Genomic DNA, 15,729 nt, shown 5'->3' on the forward strand with positions numbered 1-15,729 from the left:
CCGGTTCAGGCCTTGCGCACCCATTTCAGCAACGGATCCCAATCCTCCTGGTGGTCACGCACCTGGGCGGAGTGGTAGTCGAACAGGCTCTTGCCCAGGCCGACCAGCATCACGTAGGCCTGGCTGTCGCGCAGGCTGGCGACCACCGGATACGGCCACTGCCCGAGCAGGTCGAGCATGGCCTGCGAGGCATTGGTCCACGGCTTCAGCTTGTTGGCCACCAGGCCCACGCGCAACTGGCCGCGGCGGATGCGCGGGTGCTGGGCCAGCGAATCCAGGAACGGCACCGTGGCGTCCAGGTCGAGCGCCGAGGGCAGCACCGGCACCACCACCGAGTCGGCGTGCTCCAGCCAGTTCTCGAGGTCGCCGGCCATGGCGCCAGCCGGGGCATCGATCACCACGCGCTGGGTGTCGGCGGGCAGGGAGTTCCAGGCCGCGCGCTGGCGGCTGGCGCCCGCGACCGGCAGCACGGCGCTGTCGAGTCCGACGCGACGCTCCGCCCAGCGCGTCGACGAGCGCTGCGGGTCGGCATCGATGATCACGGTCCGCTGCCCGGACAGGGCCGCGTGCGCGGCGAGATGGGTCGCGATCGTGGTCTTGCCCACGCCGCCTTTCGAGCTCGCCACCAGCACCGTCTTCATCCGTACCCCGGTCACCTTCCGCCAAGTCGGACGTCGAGGGTACACCGGCGGACGCGGCTTGGCGCACGCTTACAATCACGGACCCGAAGCCGATGCCCGAGCGCATGAGCGACCTGAAGGACCTGGCCGCGCTGATCCGCGCCGACACCCCGTTGATCGTCATCGAGACGCCGGACGAGCCGCGCGTGGTGGAGCTCTTCCGGCAGTCGCTGCTGCATGTCTGGCGCGCGCTGTACCGCTGGACGATCACCGAAGGCCTGCGCCGCCTGGACCTCGACGGCGAGGACGCGGCGCAAGACGCCCCCGACGCCACCAGCACCCTGCGCGCCATCCACGCCGCCGACCAGCGCGGCGTGTACCTGCTGCTCGATTTCCACCCCTACCTGGGCTACGCCGGCACCCAGCGCCAGGTCCGCGACATCCTGCAGCGGCGCGACTGCCTGCCGCACGTGCTCGTGCTGGTGGGCCACAAGGTCGAGCTGCCGGCCGACCTCGAGCCGCTCGCGGTGCGCTTCACCCCGCGCCTGCCCGACGCCAACGCCCTGCTCAAGCTGGTCCGCGAGGAAGCCCTGGCCTATCAGGCCGGTCACGGCGGCCGCCGGGTCGAAGCCGATGCCGCGGTGGTCACGCAGATCGTCCGCAACCTGCGTGGCCTGAGCCTCACCGACGCGCGGCGCATCGCGCGCCAGCTGATCTTCAACGACGGCGTGATCTGCGGCGACGACCTGCCGCAGCTGGCGCGCCTGAAGTTCGAGCTGCTCAACCGCAGCGGCCACCTGCACTACGAACACGACACCGCCGGTTTTGGCGATGTCGCCGGCGCGCACGCGCTGAAGCGCTGGATCGGCCAGCGCCGGCAGGTGTTCGTGTCCGGCGATGCACCGCCCGGCCTGGACCCGCCGAAGGGCGTGCTGCTGCTCGGCGTGCAGGGCTGCGGCAAGTCGCTGCTGGCCAAATCCATCGCCGGCGGTCTGGGCGTGCCGCTGGTGCGGCTGGATTTCGGCACGCTGTACGACAAGTACCACGGCGAGACCGAGAAGAACCTGCGCGCCGCGCTCTCTTCCACCGAGCAGCTCGCGCCCTGCGTGCTGTGGATCGACGAGATCGAGAAGGGCCTGGCGTCTTCGGCGGCCGGTGATGACGGCGGCGTGTCGCGGCGCGTGCTGGGCTACCTGCTGACGTGGATGGCCGAGCGCCGCTCGCGTGTGTTCCTGGTGGCCACCGCCAACCAGGTGCACGAGCTCCCGGCCGAGCTGCTGCGCAAGGGGCGCTTCGACGAGATCTTCTTCATCGACCTGCCCGATGCCGGGACGCGGCGCGAGCTGTTCGCCCTGCATCTCGGCAAGCGGGCGCTGGCGGCCGACGGCTTCGACCTGGCGGCGCTGGCCGAGGCGGCCGACGGATTCTCCGGTGCGGAGATCGAGCAGGCGATCGTCTCCGGCCTGTATGCCGCGCACGCGGCCGGCACCGCCCTCAACGACTTCATGTTGCGCGCCGAGCTCAAGCGCACCCGCCCTCTGTCGGTGGTGATGCGCGAACAGGTCGACGCCCTGCGCGCCTGGGCGCTGGGCCGCACGGTGCCCGCGGACTGACGCTCTAGGGTCACCACCAGCTGGCGCCTGTGCGCCCGGTGGCTAGTCTCATGGCATCGCTCCAGGAGTCGGCCATGAGCCTCGACGTCGCCAGCCAGCAGTCCTTCCTCCAGCCCTTGCGCTTCGACGATCGGCTCGCCGCCGGCCTGTGGGCGCCGCCGCAGCTGCAGAAGGTCGCCGACAGCTATCCCAGGGGCGACGGCAGCTTCGCCGCCGACGCCAGCGGCACCACGCCGCAGCCGGAGACCGACCTGCAGCTGGCGATGATGGCCAACGACGTCTACGCGGCCGACAACCCGCAGACCGAAGCGGCGCTCGCCGAAGCCGGCTGGACGCGGCTCGAGCCGAGCGCCGATGGCACGTCGCTGGTCGACGCGCAGGGCAACGAGATCCCGATCGACCCGGCGTTGCTCAGCACCGCAGAGGGCTTCGACGCCGCGATCTACCAGAACGCGCAGGGCGAGTACGTGGTCGCCTACCGCGGCACCGATGACTGGAGCCTCGCGCCGTCCGGCGATGCCGACGACAACGGCCTGCAGGGCCTCGGCTTCGAGACCGGCCAGTACAAGGACGCCGTGGCCCTGGGCGAGGCCGCGCTGCGCGCCTTCGGCGAAGGCAACGTGGTGTTCACCGGGCACTCGCTCGGCGGCGGCCTGGCCAGTGCCGCGGCGCTGGCCACGGGCACCACCGGCGTCACCTTCAACGCGGCGGGCCTGAGCGACCAGACCCTCGAGTCGCTGGGCTTCAACCCCAACGCGGTGCGCCAGGAGGCCGCCGACAGCGGCCAGCTGCGCCGCTACATCGTCAACGGCGATCCACTGAACGGCGCGCAGCAGGACCTGCCCATCCTCCCGATCCTCGGCATGTCGCCGCCCAACGCGGTCGGCCACGAGCTGCGCATCGACCCGCCGGCCGGCATGGGCGGGCCGGGCGATCTTGTCGCGCTGCATGGCGGCGGCGGGGACAACGCGTCCTATGTCGACGCCCTGCAGCAGAACACCGCTTACGCCCCCGCCAGCCGGCCGAGCCTGTCCGAACAGGCCGGCGGACTGGTCAACAAGGGCCTGGACGGCCTCGGCGACCTCGCCAACCGCTTCTTCACCGCGACCGGCGACCCGGCAATCGGCTGGGCCGCCGACACACTGCTCGATGCCGGCGGCGACCTCCTCGACACCACCATCGGCGTGGGCGGCAACATCCTCCGCGACGGCGTGGAGCGTGTTGGCGAGTACAGCCTCAACCAGCTTGGCAGCGTGATCCGCCAGGGCGAGAACGTGGTCGGCGACCTGTGGAGCAACGGCTCCGAGATGATCGATGGCTTCACTGATGCCGGCAACGGCGCGTTCGCCGATGGCAAGCTGGTCGAAGGCAGCCTGGAAGTGGTCGGTGACGTGCTCGACTTCGCCGTCGACAGCGTCGGCGACCTGGCCGACGGTGCACTGGGCCTGGTCGGCGACACCACCCAGAACCTCGCCAACGCCGGCGGCGGCCTGCTGCGTGACATCGGCGACGCCACCGGCCTCGACGCGCCGCTCGATGCCGTGGCCGGCTTCGTCGAAGGCGCCGGCAAGGTGGTGAGCGATGTCGCCGACACGGTCGGCGGCGCGGTCGACACCGTGACCGACGTGCTTGGCGACGGCGTCGAGGTCGTGGCCGACGTGGTCGGCGACGTCGGCCAGGCCGTCACCGACGGCGCGCAGTGGGTGAGCGACAAGCTCAACCCGCTGAAGTGGTTCTGATCCGGTAGACAGGGTGCGATGCCGCCGTAGTACCGTGGTCGCCATGTCCGACACGCCCCGTACGCAATCACCGCAGGCGCCTTCCCCGTGGAAGGCGCCGCGCGGCATGCGCGTGCTGCTGGCGTTGTCGCTGATGCTCGCCTCCACCGCCGGCTGTGCCCGGCAAGGGACAGACGTGAACCCAGGCAAGTCCTTCGCCAACCCCGGCAACGCGCAGTTTGCCGACGCCGTGCTGCGCGACGACGAAGCGCTTGCGCGCCAGCTGCTGGCCGCCGGCGCCAACCCCGACGCGGTCGACGACAAGGGCCAGCCGCTGCTGCAGTGGGCGATGAAGCGCGGCGACCGCGGCGCCGTGCGCCTGCTGCTCGCGCTCGGCGCCGACCCCGCGCGCGGCGACCGGGACGGGCGCACCGCGCTGCACCTGGCGGCGATGGGCAAGACCCCGGGCTGGCTGGAAACGCTGCTGGAGCACGGCATGTCGCCTGACACGCCCAATACCGTCACCGGTGCCACGCCGCTGTTCGACGCCCTGCGCGCCGGCAGCGAGGACAACATCCGCGTGCTGCTGGGCGCCGGCGCGCGCCTGGACGTGGCCGACCGCACTGGCACCACGCCGCTGCACCAGGCGGCGCTGGTCAAGGATTCCGGCGCGGTGCTGCGCTTCCTCGAGCGCGGTGCCGATCCGCGCGCCACCGACCGCACCGGCGCGACCTTCCAGGACTACCTCTACGGCGGCAACCCGAAGCTGCTCGACGTCGCCACCCGCCGCGACCTGGAAAAGATCGACGCGTGGCTCGGCGCCAAGGGCGTCGCGGTCAAACCGCGCGGCTGACGGCGCGGCTCAGCGCCGCTGCCAGGGCGCCTGCCAGCCCGCTGGCGGTTCGGCCGGGATGCCCGCTTCGGCCAGCATGCGGCGCGCCATGGCGTCTTCCGTCGTCACCGATGCATCGGCCAGCAGTCGCGCGAACGCCGCGGCGCCACCGGGGCCGTCGGCCTGCATCGCGAGCTTGCCCATCTGTTCGAGGCGCCAGTCCACGCCACGGCGGCGCGCGTCGAGCGCGGCGATGTCCGCCGGGCTGGTCGCCTGCCCGCGGGCCAGCGACAGGCCGATGCGTTCGTCGATCATCGTCTGCGGCCGCGCCAGCAGCAGGCTCGACAGGTGCCGGCAGGCCGCCGCGCGGCCGGCCGCGCCCGGTGCGCGCATGTCACAGGCACGCAGCAGCGGCTGGTAGTCGGGCAGCAGCACGGAGAGCGATGACGACCACACCGCCGCATTGGCCTCGGCCGAGGGCTTCGCGCCTTCGCCGAACGCCGCCCACTCGGCCGCGGTCGGCGCGTGGCGGCGCAGCACGCCTGCGGCCCAGCGCTGCAACGGATACAGCTCGGGCGCGTTGCGGTTGAGGCGCGGCGCGGCGTCGAGCAACGCCGCCGTATCCAGCCCCTGGTGCATCAGCGGCGCCAGGTTGCCCGGCGCCAGCGCCTGCCAGCGACGCGCGGCGGCGGTGCGGCGCGCCGGGTCATCGCCAACCACGGCCGCGGCCAGCAGCAACTGCTGGGTGAGCAGGTCGCCCGCGCCGCGCGCGCCGGCCTCCGCGCGCAGGCGGTCCGGGTCGAGGCCGGTCGCACGGCCTGGGTCGTAGGGGCGCGCCTGCGCCTCGAGCAGCGCGGCGAGCGCGAGGTCGCGCGCGCCGTCGGAACGCGCCACCGCCTTCGCCACCCGCAGCAGGTACGCCTGCCAGGCCTCGGCACCCTGCTGCGCGCGCCGCAGCTCCTGTTCGCTTGGCTCCCGCGGCGACGGCGCCTGCGCGAATGCAGGCATGGCGAGCGCGGGCAACAACAGGACGGGCAACAGAAGTCGGATGCGCATGCGCGGCTCCATCAGCGGGATCGATGGACCGGAGCATACCGGCGCCCGCGCAGTGCCCGCGCGAGGATTGGCGACGCGACGCAACCCGCGTTCAGTAGCCGGCGGCCTGCCCGTCCTTGCGCGATTCGCTGGCGCCGATCCAGCCGCCGTGCGGATTGACCATGATCGCCTGGTAACCGCCGTAGGGGCCATCGGCAAAGCGCACGCTGTGGCCCTTGCGCATCAGTGCGCGCACCGTTGCATACGGGAAGCCGGTCTCGAGGTCGACCTCGCCACCGTCGCTCATCACCGTCGCCTGCCCGGTCGGCTCGGTGCTGCCGTCGTGCTGGATGCGCGGCGCGTCGCCCGCCTCCTGCAGGTTCATGCCGAAGTCGATCATGTTGATCAGGATCTGCGCGTGCCCCTGCGGCTGCATCGCGCCGCCCATCACCCCGAACGACAGCCACGGCTTGCCGTCCCTGGTCACGAACGCCGGAATGATGGTGTTGAACGGGCGCTTGCCCGGCGCGTAGGCGTTGGGATGCGCGGCGTCGCCGAGCACGAACTGCTCGCCGCGGTCCTGCAGGATGAAGCCCAGCCCCGGCGGCGCCATGCCGCTGCCCATGCCGCGGTAGTTGGACTGGATCAGCGACACCATCATGCCGTCGGCATCGGCGACGGTCAGGTAGATGGTGTCGCCCTCGTCGAGCTCGGCGGGCGTGGCCGGCTGCACCTCGCGCAGCGCGCGCTCCATCGACATCAGCTTGCCGCGCTCGCGCGCGTAGTCCTTGGAAATCAGCTTCGCCACCGGCGCCGGATGGAAGTCGGGATCGGCATACCAGCGCGCGCGGTCGGCGAAGGCGAGCTTCTTGGCTTCCACGAACAGGTGCACGTGCTCGGGGCTGCCGAACCCGTACGCCTTCAGGTCATACGGCTCCAGCAGGTTGAGGATCTGCAGCGCGGCGATGCCCTGGCCGTTGGGCGGCAGCTCCCAGAGGTCGTAGCCGCGGTAGTTGGTGGATGCGGGCTCGACCCACTCGCCCGCGTGCGCGGCGAGATCCTCGTACGCCAGGAAACCGCCATTGGCCGCGAAGTAGGCGCCAATGGTGCGTGCGATGTCGCCCTTGTAGAACGCGTCGCGGCCACCGTCCGCGATCTTCTCAAGCGTCGCGGCGAGGTTTGGGTTCTTCCAGGTCTCGCCGGTGCGCGGCGCGCGGCGGCCTTCGCCGGGCCCGCCCGCCACGGTGAATTGTTCGCTGAAGCCCGGCCATTTCGACAGCCGCGGCACCGAGCGGTCCCAGTAGTACGCGATCACCTCGTGCACCGGGTGGCCCTCGCGTGCGTAGCGGATCGCAGGCGCGAGGTTCTCGGCCATCGTGCGCCTGCCGAAGCGGCCATGCAGCGCGAACCAGCCATCGACCGTGCCCGGCACGGTCACCGGCAGTGGCCCGTGCGGCGGGATGTCCGTCAGGCCGCGGCGCTCGAACTCGGCCGCGGTCAGTGCTTGCGGCGAGCGTCCGGAGCCGTTGTAGCCGTGCAGCTTGCGCGTCCCAGGATCCCAGACGATCGCGAACAGGTCGCCGCCGATGCCGTTGCCGGTGGGCTCCATGAGCCCCAGCGCGGCGTTGGCGGCGATCGCGGCGTCCACCGCGGAACCGCCGGCCTTCATCACGTCGAGCGCGACCTGGGTGGCTAGCGGGTGCGAGGTGGCGGCCATCGCGTGCGGCGCGTACACCTCGCTGCGCGTGGCGAAGGCCTGGCCGGTGACGCGGTCGGCGGCGGTGGCCGGCGACGCCAGGCAGGCGAGGAGAACGGAGACAAGCGACAGGCGGACCATGCGCGACACCGGAGCGGAGACAAACGCCACCTTACGACGCGCGGCGTGCGGTTCGCAGCCCCGGCGCGTCGGAACAGCCGCAGCGCTGCAGCGGGGCGCGGCTCAGGGCCAGGCGGGCGGCGCCGCGCGCCAGGCCGCGGCGACCTCGGCCAGCAGCGCGCGCTCTTCGTCACGCCAGTCCGGAAGCAGCCGCGCCAGGTCGGGCGCCTGCCACAGCGCGGGCTCGGTACGCACCGCGGCGGCGTACCAGCGCACCGCCTCCTCGCGGCGGTCCAGCGACCACAGCGCCATCGCGACGGTCGGTGGCAGCCAGGACGGTCCCTTCATGCGCTCCATGCCAGCCAGGCGCCACTGCTCCAGCGCCGCGGCGGCATTGCCGGTGCGGTACAGGTCCCAGCCGTGGTTCCAGTGCACGGCCGGCCGGATGCGGATGCCGACCGGCGACGCCAGCGCCTCGGCGTAAAGCGCGGCACCGGTCTCGACGCGGCCGGCGGCATACGACAGGTGGGCGAGCTGCGCGGTGGCGAGATCGACGTCGACGTCGCGACGGCTGCGGCTGCGCGCGTCGAGCAGCTTCTGCACCGTGGCGTCGTCGTCACCGGGTACCAGCACCAGCGGGCGCGTCGCCTGCGGGTCTTCCTCGAAATAGAATTCCTTCGGCTTGGGCAGCGCCTGCGCGGAAATGGCGAAGGGCAGCAGCGCGAGCAGGAGGGCGACCGAACGGTGCCCGATGGTGCGTTTCATGACCAACAACCTCTGACCGGGTCCCCGTGTCCCGAGCGCATGGTAGCGGCTGCCCGGGGTGCGGACCAGCGCGCCTCAGCCGGCGAGGCGGGCGCGCAGGGCCAGGTCCGGCACCGCGGCCCCGAAATGGTAGCCCTGGCCGCGCGTCAGGCCGCAGCCCAGCAGCGCCGTCACCTGTTCCGCGGTTTCCACGCCCTCGGCCACCACGTCCAGGCCGATCTCGCGGCCGATGCCGGCGATCGCGCACACGATCGCCTGGTCGCGTCCGTCGCCCGGCAGGCCGGCCACGAAGCTGCGGTCGATCTTCAGGCAGTCGATCGGCAGGCGCTTGAGCCTCGCCAGCGAGGAGTAGCCGGTGCCGAAATCATCCAGCGCGATGCGCACCCCCAGCGCCCGCAGCCGGGCGAGGGTCTCGCAGGCGACGTCGGCATCGTGCAGCAGAACGGTTTCGGTCAGCTCCAGGGTCAGCCGCTCCGCCGCCAGCCCGGACACCTGCAGTGCCTGCGCCACATCGGCCACCAGTCCCGGCTGCTCGAACTGGCGCGCCGACACGTTCACCGCCAGCTGCAGGTCCGCGCGCGGCCAGGCCATCGCGGCCATGCAGGCCTCCAGCAGCACCCAGCGACCCAGCGGGACGATCAGGCCGGAGCGCTCGGCGACATCGATGAATTCGCTGCAGGGACGCCAGCCACCCCGGTCGTCGCGCCAGCGCAGCAGCGCCTCGGCGCCGACGATGCGGCCATCGCGCAGGTCGACCACCGGCTGGTAGTGCAGGTCCAGCTGCCCCTGTTCGTAGGCCTCGCGCAGTGCGCGTTCCAGGCGCATGCGCACCACCAGTTCGCCGTGGCGACCGGCGTCGAACACTTCACAGCGGTTGAGCATGCCGAGCGCGCGTGCCCGCTGGCTGGCGAGCTCGGCGTTGCGCAGCAGCATGTCCGCCGAGGGCGACGACAGGTCGCGCGAGAACGCGATGCCGGCCGCGGCCCGGGTGGTGCCGTCACCGACGGCTTCTTCGACCAGCGACACGCAGCGACCGGCCAGGTCGAGCGCCTCGGCTTCGCGCAACGGCCGGCGCGGCACCAGCGCGAAACCGTCGTCGCGCACGCGTGCCAGCGTGGCCTCGTTGCCAAGGCCGCCGCGCAGCGCCGCCGCCGCGGCCACCACCGCGTCCTGCCGGCCGGTGCCGTCATGCTCCAGCTGCAGGTGGATCGCGGCCACGCTGGCTTCCTCGCCGTGCGCGGGGCGCAGTGCGCTGTGCGCGACCTCGAGCAGGTGGTCGCGGTTGGGCAGGTTGGTCTGTGGGTCGTGCAGCTCCAGGTAGCGCAGGCGGCGCTCGGCGTCGCGCCGGCGCTGGATCTCGTAGGCCATCGCCACGAAGTCGCCGATGCTGGCCGCGAACGCCTCGTCCTCCGCGCTCCAGCTGCGCGGTTCCCCGACATGTTCGTGGCACACCACGCCAAGCAGTTCGCCCTCGCTGCGGATGGGTGCATCCAGCAGCGAGCTGACCTGGTGACGCGCGAGGTAATCGCCGAGCACGGCGTCGGCGGCGGACAGCGTCACGTCGCGCTGCACATCGGTGGCATGGATCAAGCGCACCCTGTCGAGCTGGCGGTCGTACTCGGAGCCGGCGTCGAAGGCCTCGTCGAAGCCGGGCGGGTTGTGCTCGCCGCTGGCGCGGTCGTAGGCGTGCACGCAGCGCAGCACGCCATGGGTCGCATGCAGGCGCCAGACATTGACCCGAGCCACCTCCAGGGTGCGCGCGGCGGTCTCGCAGATCTGCGCCAGGGCGGTATCGAGGGTGCAACGCTCGGTCCAGACACGGCGCGCCAGCGACACCAGGGCGTGGTTGTGCCTGCGCGCCCACGCGCCGCTGTCCTGCCGGTAGTCCATTGCCTGGCCGCTCGCCATGCGTGCTCCCGGGGTCCGCGGTACCTGTCAAAGGTACCGGTTCACTGTCCACCCGCTTCTGTTAAGGCGGCATCACGGAAATGTCCCCGCTGCTAGAATCCGCGCCGCTCCGACCCGCGCGCCCGCCGCGCTCCCCGCCAGCGGCCGCGCCGCCGCCAGCCCCAGGGCCCGCCATGACCAGCACCGCCGAACTTTCCTCGCCCGCGTCCGCCAACCTGGGCCTGACCCATGGCGTGACCGACCACGACTACGGCCTGGAGGACAAGTACACCCGCACCCGCGGCCGCATTTATCTTTCCGGGGTGCAGGCCCTGGTGCGCCTGCCGATGATGCAGCGCCTGCGCGACCAGTCCGCCGGGCTGGACACGGCCGGGTTCATTTCCGGCTACCGCGGCAGCCCGCTGGGCGGCTTCGACCTGGAGCTGTGGCGCGCGCGCAAGCACCTGGAGGCCGCGCAGGTGCGCTTCCAGCCGGGCCTCAACGAGGATCTCGGCGCCACCATGGTGTGGGGCACGCAGCAGACCAACCTGTTCCCGGGCGCCAAGGTCGAGGGCGTGTTCGGCATGTGGTACGGCAAGGGCCCCGGCGTGGACCGTTCCGGCGATGTGTTCAAGCACGCCAATGCGGCGGGCACCTCGCGCCTTGGCGGCGTGCTTGCGCTGGCCGCCGACGACCACGCCTGCCGCTCGTCCACCCTGCCGCACGGCTCGGAAGGCGAGTTCAGCAGCGCGCTGATGCCGATCCTCAACCCGGCCGGCGTGCAGGACATCCTCGACCTGGGCCTGGTGGGCTGGGCGATGAGCCGCTACACCGGGCGCTGGATCGGCTTCAAGACCATCGCCGAGACGGTGGAGTCCTCGGCATCGGTGGACGTGGATCCATTCGCGCGGCAGATCATCATCCCGGACGACTTCGAGCTGCCGCCGGGCGGGCTCAACATCCGCTGGCCCGACCCGCCGATGGACCAGGAGATGCGCCTGCACCGCTATGCGGTGAAGGCGGCGCAGGCGTTCGCGCGCGCCAACGGCATCGACCGCGTGGTGATCGACTCGTCCGCCGCGCGGCTGGGCATCGTGACCACCGGCAAGAGCTACCTCGACGTGCTGCAGGCGCTGGAGTACCTGGGCCTCGACGCCCACGCCTGCGCGGAGCTCGGCATCCGCGTCTACAAGGTCGGCATGACCTGGCCGCTGGAGCCGGTGGGCATCCAGTCGTTCGCGCGCGGGCTCGAGGACATCCTGGTGGTGGAGGAGAAGCACGCCTTCATCGAGAGCCAGATGAAGGAGCTGTTCTACAACTTTGACTTCGGCCTGGACGGCGGCCGCCGGCCGAGCATCGTCGGCAAGTACGACGAAGCCGGCGAGTGGATCCTGCCCAGCACCGGCGAGCTCACCCCGGCGACGATCGCCGCGGTGATCGCGCGCCGCATCCAGCGCTTCCATGATTCCGGACACATGCGCGACGTGCTGCGCTGGATGGAAGAGAAGGAAGGCGCGCTGGCGCTGCCGCGCGCGCAGTTCCCGCGCGTGCCGCACTACTGCTCGGGCTGCCCGCACAACAGCTCCACCGCGGTGCCGGAAGGCTCGCGCGCGATGGCCGGCATCGGCTGCCATTACATGGTCACGTGGATGGACCGCAGCACCGACACCTTCACCCACATGGGCGGCGAAGGCGTGACCTGGTCCGGGCAGGCGCCGTTCACCGACACCCCGCACGTGTTCCAGAACCTCGGCGACGGCACCTACTTCCATTCCGGCACGCTGGCCATCCGCCAGTCGATCGCCACCGGCGTCAACATCACCTACAAGATCCTCTACAACGACGCGGTGGCCATGACCGGCGGCCAGCCGGTGGACGGCACGCTGTCGGTGCCGCAGATCGCGCACCAGGTGAAGAGCGAAGGCGTGGCGGTGATCGCGCTGCTGTCCGACGAGATCGAGAAGTGGAGCGACCGCTCGATCTTCCCGGCCGGCGTCACCTTCCACGACCGCCGCGAGCTGGACGCGGTGCAGAAGCGCCTGCGCGAAGTGAAGGGCACCAGCGTGCTGATCTTCGACCAGACCTGCGCCACCGAAAAGCGCCGCCGCCGCAAGCGCGGCAAGCTGGTGGACCCGCAGAAGCGCGTGTTCGTGAACACCCTGGTGTGCGAGGGCTGCGGCGACTGCGGCAAGAAGTCGTTCTGCGTCTCGGTGCTGCCCAAGGAGACCGAGTTCGGCCGCAAGCGCGAAATCGACCAGTCCAACTGCAACAAGGACTACAGCTGCGTCGAAGGCTTCTGCCCGAGCTTCGTCACCGTGCTCGGCGGCAAGCCGCGCAAGGGCCGCAAGGTCAACGCCGCCGAGCACCTGGCCCACCTGCCGGAGCCGGTGTTCGCCAGCGACCTCGCGCAGCCCTGGAACATCCTGATCACCGGGGTCGGCGGCACCGGCGTGGTGACCATCGGTGCGCTGATCGGCATGGCCGGACACCTGGAAGGACGCGGCTCCACCGTGCTCGACCAGACCGGGCTCGCGCAGAAGGGCGGCGCGGTGACCACCCACATCCGCATCGCGCGGGCACCGGACAACATCCACGCCTCGCGCATCGCCGCCGGCGAGGCCGACCTGGTGCTGGGTTGCGACATGGTGGTGGTCAACGACTACTGGGCGCTGTCGAAGATCCGCGCCGGCCGTTCGCAGGTGGTGCTCAACAGCCACGAGGCCATGCCGGGCAGCTTCACCACCCGCCCGGACATGCAGTTCCCGGCCGCCGACATCGCCAGCGCCGTGCGCCAGGCGCTCGGCGGCGACGCGGCCGAAGGCGCCACCGCCGCGGACGCCGCGCTGCACATGGTCGACGCCACCCAGCTGGCCAACGCGCTGATGGGCGACGCCATCGCCAGCAACCTGTTCATGCTCGGCTACGCCTGGCAGCGCGGCCTGGTGCCGCTGGCATTCGAGTCGCTGATGCGCGCGGTGGATTTGAACGGCGCCGCCGTGGAAATGAACCGCACCGCGTTCGCCTGGGGCCGCCTGGCCGCGGTGAACCCGGACGTCGTGTACGACGCCGCCGGCGTGGTGCGCAACGCCCGCACCACCGTCGAAGCGACCCCGCACGCGCTCGACGCGCTGCCGCCCGGCGACTGGGAAGGCAACGAATGGGGCGCCACCAGCGCGCCCAAGCCGGCGCGCCAGGAAGACGACCTCCGCCACCTGCCGTCCGGCGCCGACCAGGTCGCCTACCTGCCGCTCGACGACGCCCGCCTCTCGCGCTCGCTCGACGAACTGGTCGCGCGCCGGGCCGCGTTCCTCACCGACTACCAGAACGCGAAGTACGCCCGTCGCTACACCGATTTCGTGGCGAAGGTCCGCGCCGCCGAGCAGGCGCGCGCGCCCGGCGCCACCGACCTCGGCGAGGCCGTCGCCCGCTACTTCTTCAAGCTCATGGCCTACAAGGACGAGTACGAAGTGGCGCGCCTGTACACCAGCGGCGAGTTCAAGCGCCGCCTGGAGCAGCAGTTCGAGGGCGACTACACGCTGCAGTTCCATCTTGCGCCGCCGCTGCTGGCCAAACGCAACGCGAGCGGTGAACTGCAGAAGCAGGCCTTCGGCGCGTGGATGCTGACCGCGTTCGGCGTGCTGGCGAAGCTGCGCGGCCTGCGCGGCACCGCGCTCGACGTGTTCGGCTACACCGAGGAGCGGCGCATGGAGCGCGCGCTGATCGACGACTACGAGCGCACCGTCGGCGGGCTGCTCGACGGCCTGGACAGCGGCAACATCGTGCTGGCCGCGGAGATCGCCTCCATTCCCGAGCACATCCGCGGCTACGGCCACGTCAAGCATGCGCACCTGGAGACCGCCAGGGCGCGCGAGGCGGAGCTGCTGCGCGAATGGGCCAATCCGCTGCGGATCGTGCAGGCGGCCTGAGTCCGCGAAGCAGCGCCAGGCGGCTACTGCGCCAGGTAGCCGCCGTCGACCGGGTAGTAGGCCCCGGTCACCAGGCTCGCACGCGCGCTGGCGAGGTAGGCGACCAGGTCGCCGACTTCCGCCGGCTGGCCCAGGCGCTGCACCGGATGCAGGCTGGCCAGGTGCGCCAGCACCTTCGGGTCCTCGCCGATGATCGGCGTCTCGACAAAGCCGGGCCCCACCGCGTTGATGCGGATCCCGCGCGTGGCGTACTCCAGTGCCGCCGTCTTCGTCAGCCCGACCACGCCGTGCTTGGATGCCACGTAGGCCGACGCCGTGCGCCAGCCGGTGGCGCCCAGGATCGAGGCCAGGTTGACGATCGCCCCGCCGCCGCGTGCCAGCAGCGCCGGCAGCTGCGCGTGCATGGCATAGAAGACGCCGTTGAGGTTGATGTCGATCACCTTGCGCCAACCCTCCGGGCTCATCTCGGCGGTGTCGTGCGCCTCGCCGCCGATGCCGGCGTTGTTGACCGCGATGTCGAGGCCACCGAACGCCTCCAGCGCCGCGGCGACCGTGGCCTCGTGGTCGGCAAGCAGCGCCGCGTCGGCGCGTACCACCACACCCTGCGCCTGCGCGCGCGCCTCGCGCATCAGCGCCAGCGTCTGTTCGCAGCCGGCAGCGTCGATGTCGGCCAGCACCAGGTGCGCGCCCTCGCGCGACAGCGCCAGCGCGATCGCGCGGCCGATGCCGGATGCCGCACCGGTGACGATCGCGGCCTTGCCCTGCAGTTCGAGATCCATGGTGGTACTCCGTTGGGGGATGACCCGAGTGTCACCCAGCTCGGGTAGCGGGATGTTGTCCTGGATCAGGTGTCGCGGCGCCAGACCAGGCAGCGGTTGTTGGCCGGCATCGCCACGTCCGCCACAAGGCGCAGCCCCGCGTCGACAGCCAATGCGTCGACCACCTCGAAATCGCGGATGCCCGAGCGCGGGTCACGCGCCTTGAGCCAGGCGTCGAAGTCGCGGTTGCTGTCGCTGGTGTAGTCGCCGGCGTAGTTGAAGGGGCCGTAGGCCACGAACGTGCCGCCGGGCGCGCCCGCGAGCACCCGCCCGACGCCGCGGAACAACGCTTCCACCGCGTCGACGCCCATGATGTGCAGGGAGTTGGCGGTGAACACCGCATCCGCGTCGATCGCGGGCCACGGCGACTGCAGCGCGTCGAGCACAAGTGGCGGCAGCGTGTTGGGCAGGCCCGCCTCGTCCAGCCACGCACGGATGCCGGGCAGGTTGTCGGCCATGTCCGTAGCCTGCCAGGTGAGCCACGGCATGGCGGCGGCGAAATGCACCGCGTGCTGGCCGGTGCCGCTGGCGATCTCCAGCACCCGGCTGCGGTCGGCGAAGTGCTCCCGCAGCACGGCCAGGATCGGCTCGCGGTTGCGGTCGCAGGAGGGTGCGTGGGGTTTGGCGGCGTCGCGGTGCATGGCGTTGTCCATCTTCGGCGCGGCCAGCATACAAACCTCGGCATCGCGGCGCCGCGCC

11 protein-coding genes are annotated in these 15,729 nt (G+C 71.6%); 4 read left to right on the forward strand and 7 right to left on the reverse strand.

What is annotated here, in order from left to right; translation table 11 throughout:
* Window positions 1-5: 5 nt before the first annotated feature.
* Window positions 6-641, reverse strand: a complete 636-nt coding sequence (locus tag H5368_RS09135) for a ParA family protein (protein WP_182823488.1) — start codon at window positions 639-641, stop codon at window positions 6-8.
* 104 nt (window positions 642-745) lie between these two features.
* On the opposite strand from H5368_RS09135, the gene H5368_RS09140 reads away from it, so the two are divergent.
* From H5368_RS09140 to H5368_RS09150, 3 genes are all read left to right on the forward strand, one after another.
* Window positions 746-2,233: an AAA family ATPase gene (locus tag H5368_RS09140; RefSeq protein WP_182823490.1), complete on the forward strand. Its 1,488-nt coding sequence runs from the start codon at window positions 746-748 to the stop codon at window positions 2,231-2,233.
* 74 nt (window positions 2,234-2,307) lie between these two features.
* The gene (locus H5368_RS09145; RefSeq protein ID WP_182823491.1) at window positions 2,308-3,972 is read left to right on the forward strand and encodes an Mbeg1-like protein; all 1,665 of its coding nucleotides are present in this window, start codon (window positions 2,308-2,310) and stop codon (window positions 3,970-3,972) included.
* Between the two features lie 43 nt (window positions 3,973-4,015).
* On the forward strand, window positions 4,016-4,804 hold the full coding sequence (locus H5368_RS09150) for an ankyrin repeat domain-containing protein (protein WP_182823493.1): 789 nt from the start codon (window positions 4,016-4,018) through the stop codon (window positions 4,802-4,804).
* A 9-nt stretch (window positions 4,805-4,813) separates the two neighbouring features.
* On the opposite strand, the gene H5368_RS09155 is transcribed toward H5368_RS09150, so the two are convergent.
* The 4 genes from H5368_RS09155 to H5368_RS09170 form a co-directional block, all read right to left on the reverse strand.
* Window positions 4,814-5,839, reverse strand: a complete 1,026-nt coding sequence (locus tag H5368_RS09155) for a hypothetical protein (protein ID WP_182823495.1) — start codon at window positions 5,837-5,839, stop codon at window positions 4,814-4,816.
* Between the two features lie 91 nt (window positions 5,840-5,930).
* Window positions 5,931-7,655 carry a gamma-glutamyltransferase gene (gene ggt, locus H5368_RS09160; RefSeq protein ID WP_182823497.1) on the reverse strand — a complete coding sequence of 575 codons (1,725 nt, stop codon included), beginning with the start codon at window positions 7,653-7,655 and terminating at the stop codon, window positions 5,931-5,933.
* A 102-nt stretch (window positions 7,656-7,757) separates the two neighbouring features.
* Window positions 7,758-8,399: a tetratricopeptide repeat protein gene (locus H5368_RS09165; RefSeq protein WP_182823499.1), complete on the reverse strand. Its 642-nt coding sequence runs from the start codon at window positions 8,397-8,399 to the stop codon at window positions 7,758-7,760.
* 75 nt (window positions 8,400-8,474) lie between these two features.
* On the reverse strand, window positions 8,475-10,307 hold the full coding sequence (locus tag H5368_RS09170) for a GGDEF and EAL domain-containing protein (RefSeq protein WP_182823501.1): 1,833 nt from the start codon (window positions 10,305-10,307) through the stop codon (window positions 8,475-8,477).
* A 173-nt stretch (window positions 10,308-10,480) separates the two neighbouring features.
* On the opposite strand from H5368_RS09170, the gene H5368_RS09175 reads away from it, so the two are divergent.
* The gene (locus tag H5368_RS09175; protein WP_182823503.1) at window positions 10,481-14,212 is read left to right on the forward strand and encodes an indolepyruvate ferredoxin oxidoreductase family protein; all 3,732 of its coding nucleotides are present in this window, start codon (window positions 10,481-10,483) and stop codon (window positions 14,210-14,212) included.
* A 23-nt stretch (window positions 14,213-14,235) separates the two neighbouring features.
* Here H5368_RS09175 and H5368_RS09180 read toward each other — a convergent pair whose 3' ends face one another.
* On the reverse strand, window positions 14,236-14,991 hold the full coding sequence (locus H5368_RS09180) for an SDR family oxidoreductase (RefSeq protein ID WP_182823506.1): 756 nt from the start codon (window positions 14,989-14,991) through the stop codon (window positions 14,236-14,238).
* 65 nt (window positions 14,992-15,056) lie between these two features.
* Window positions 15,057-15,701, reverse strand: a complete 645-nt coding sequence (locus H5368_RS09185; protein ID WP_255486410.1) for a DUF938 domain-containing protein — start codon at window positions 15,699-15,701, stop codon at window positions 15,057-15,059.
* Window positions 15,702-15,729 lie beyond the last annotated feature (28 nt).

The sequence above is a fragment of the Luteimonas sp. MC1782 genome (assembly GCF_014164605.1).
In the GTDB taxonomy this organism is placed as follows: domain Bacteria; phylum Pseudomonadota; class Gammaproteobacteria; order Xanthomonadales; family Xanthomonadaceae; genus Luteimonas.

Bases quoted from the DNA above. Each gene is read 5' to 3' on its own strand.
- H5368_RS09135 (WP_182823488.1), bottom strand. From the start codon at position 641: ATGAAGACGGTGCTGGTGGCGAGCTCGAAAGGCGGCGTGGGCAAGACC.
- H5368_RS09140 (WP_182823490.1), top strand. From the start codon at position 746: ATGAGCGACCTGAAGGACCTGGCCGCGCTGATCCGCGCCGACACCCCG.
- H5368_RS09145 (WP_182823491.1), top strand. From the start codon at position 2,308: ATGAGCCTCGACGTCGCCAGCCAGCAGTCCTTCCTCCAGCCCTTGCGC.
- H5368_RS09150 (WP_182823493.1), top strand. From the start codon at position 4,016: ATGTCCGACACGCCCCGTACGCAATCACCGCAGGCGCCTTCCCCGTGG.
- H5368_RS09155 (WP_182823495.1), bottom strand. From the start codon at position 5,839: ATGCGCATCCGACTTCTGTTGCCCGTCCTGTTGTTGCCCGCGCTCGCC.
- ggt (WP_182823497.1), bottom strand. From the start codon at position 7,655: ATGGTCCGCCTGTCGCTTGTCTCCGTTCTCCTCGCCTGCCTGGCGTCG.
- H5368_RS09165 (WP_182823499.1), bottom strand. From the start codon at position 8,399: ATGAAACGCACCATCGGGCACCGTTCGGTCGCCCTCCTGCTCGCGCTG.
- H5368_RS09170 (WP_182823501.1), bottom strand. From the start codon at position 10,307: ATGGCGAGCGGCCAGGCAATGGACTACCGGCAGGACAGCGGCGCGTGG.
- H5368_RS09175 (WP_182823503.1), top strand. From the start codon at position 10,481: ATGACCAGCACCGCCGAACTTTCCTCGCCCGCGTCCGCCAACCTGGGC.
- H5368_RS09180 (WP_182823506.1), bottom strand. From the start codon at position 14,991: ATGGATCTCGAACTGCAGGGCAAGGCCGCGATCGTCACCGGTGCGGCA.
- H5368_RS09185 (WP_255486410.1), bottom strand. From the start codon at position 15,701: ATGCTGGCCGCGCCGAAGATGGACAACGCCATGCACCGCGACGCCGCC.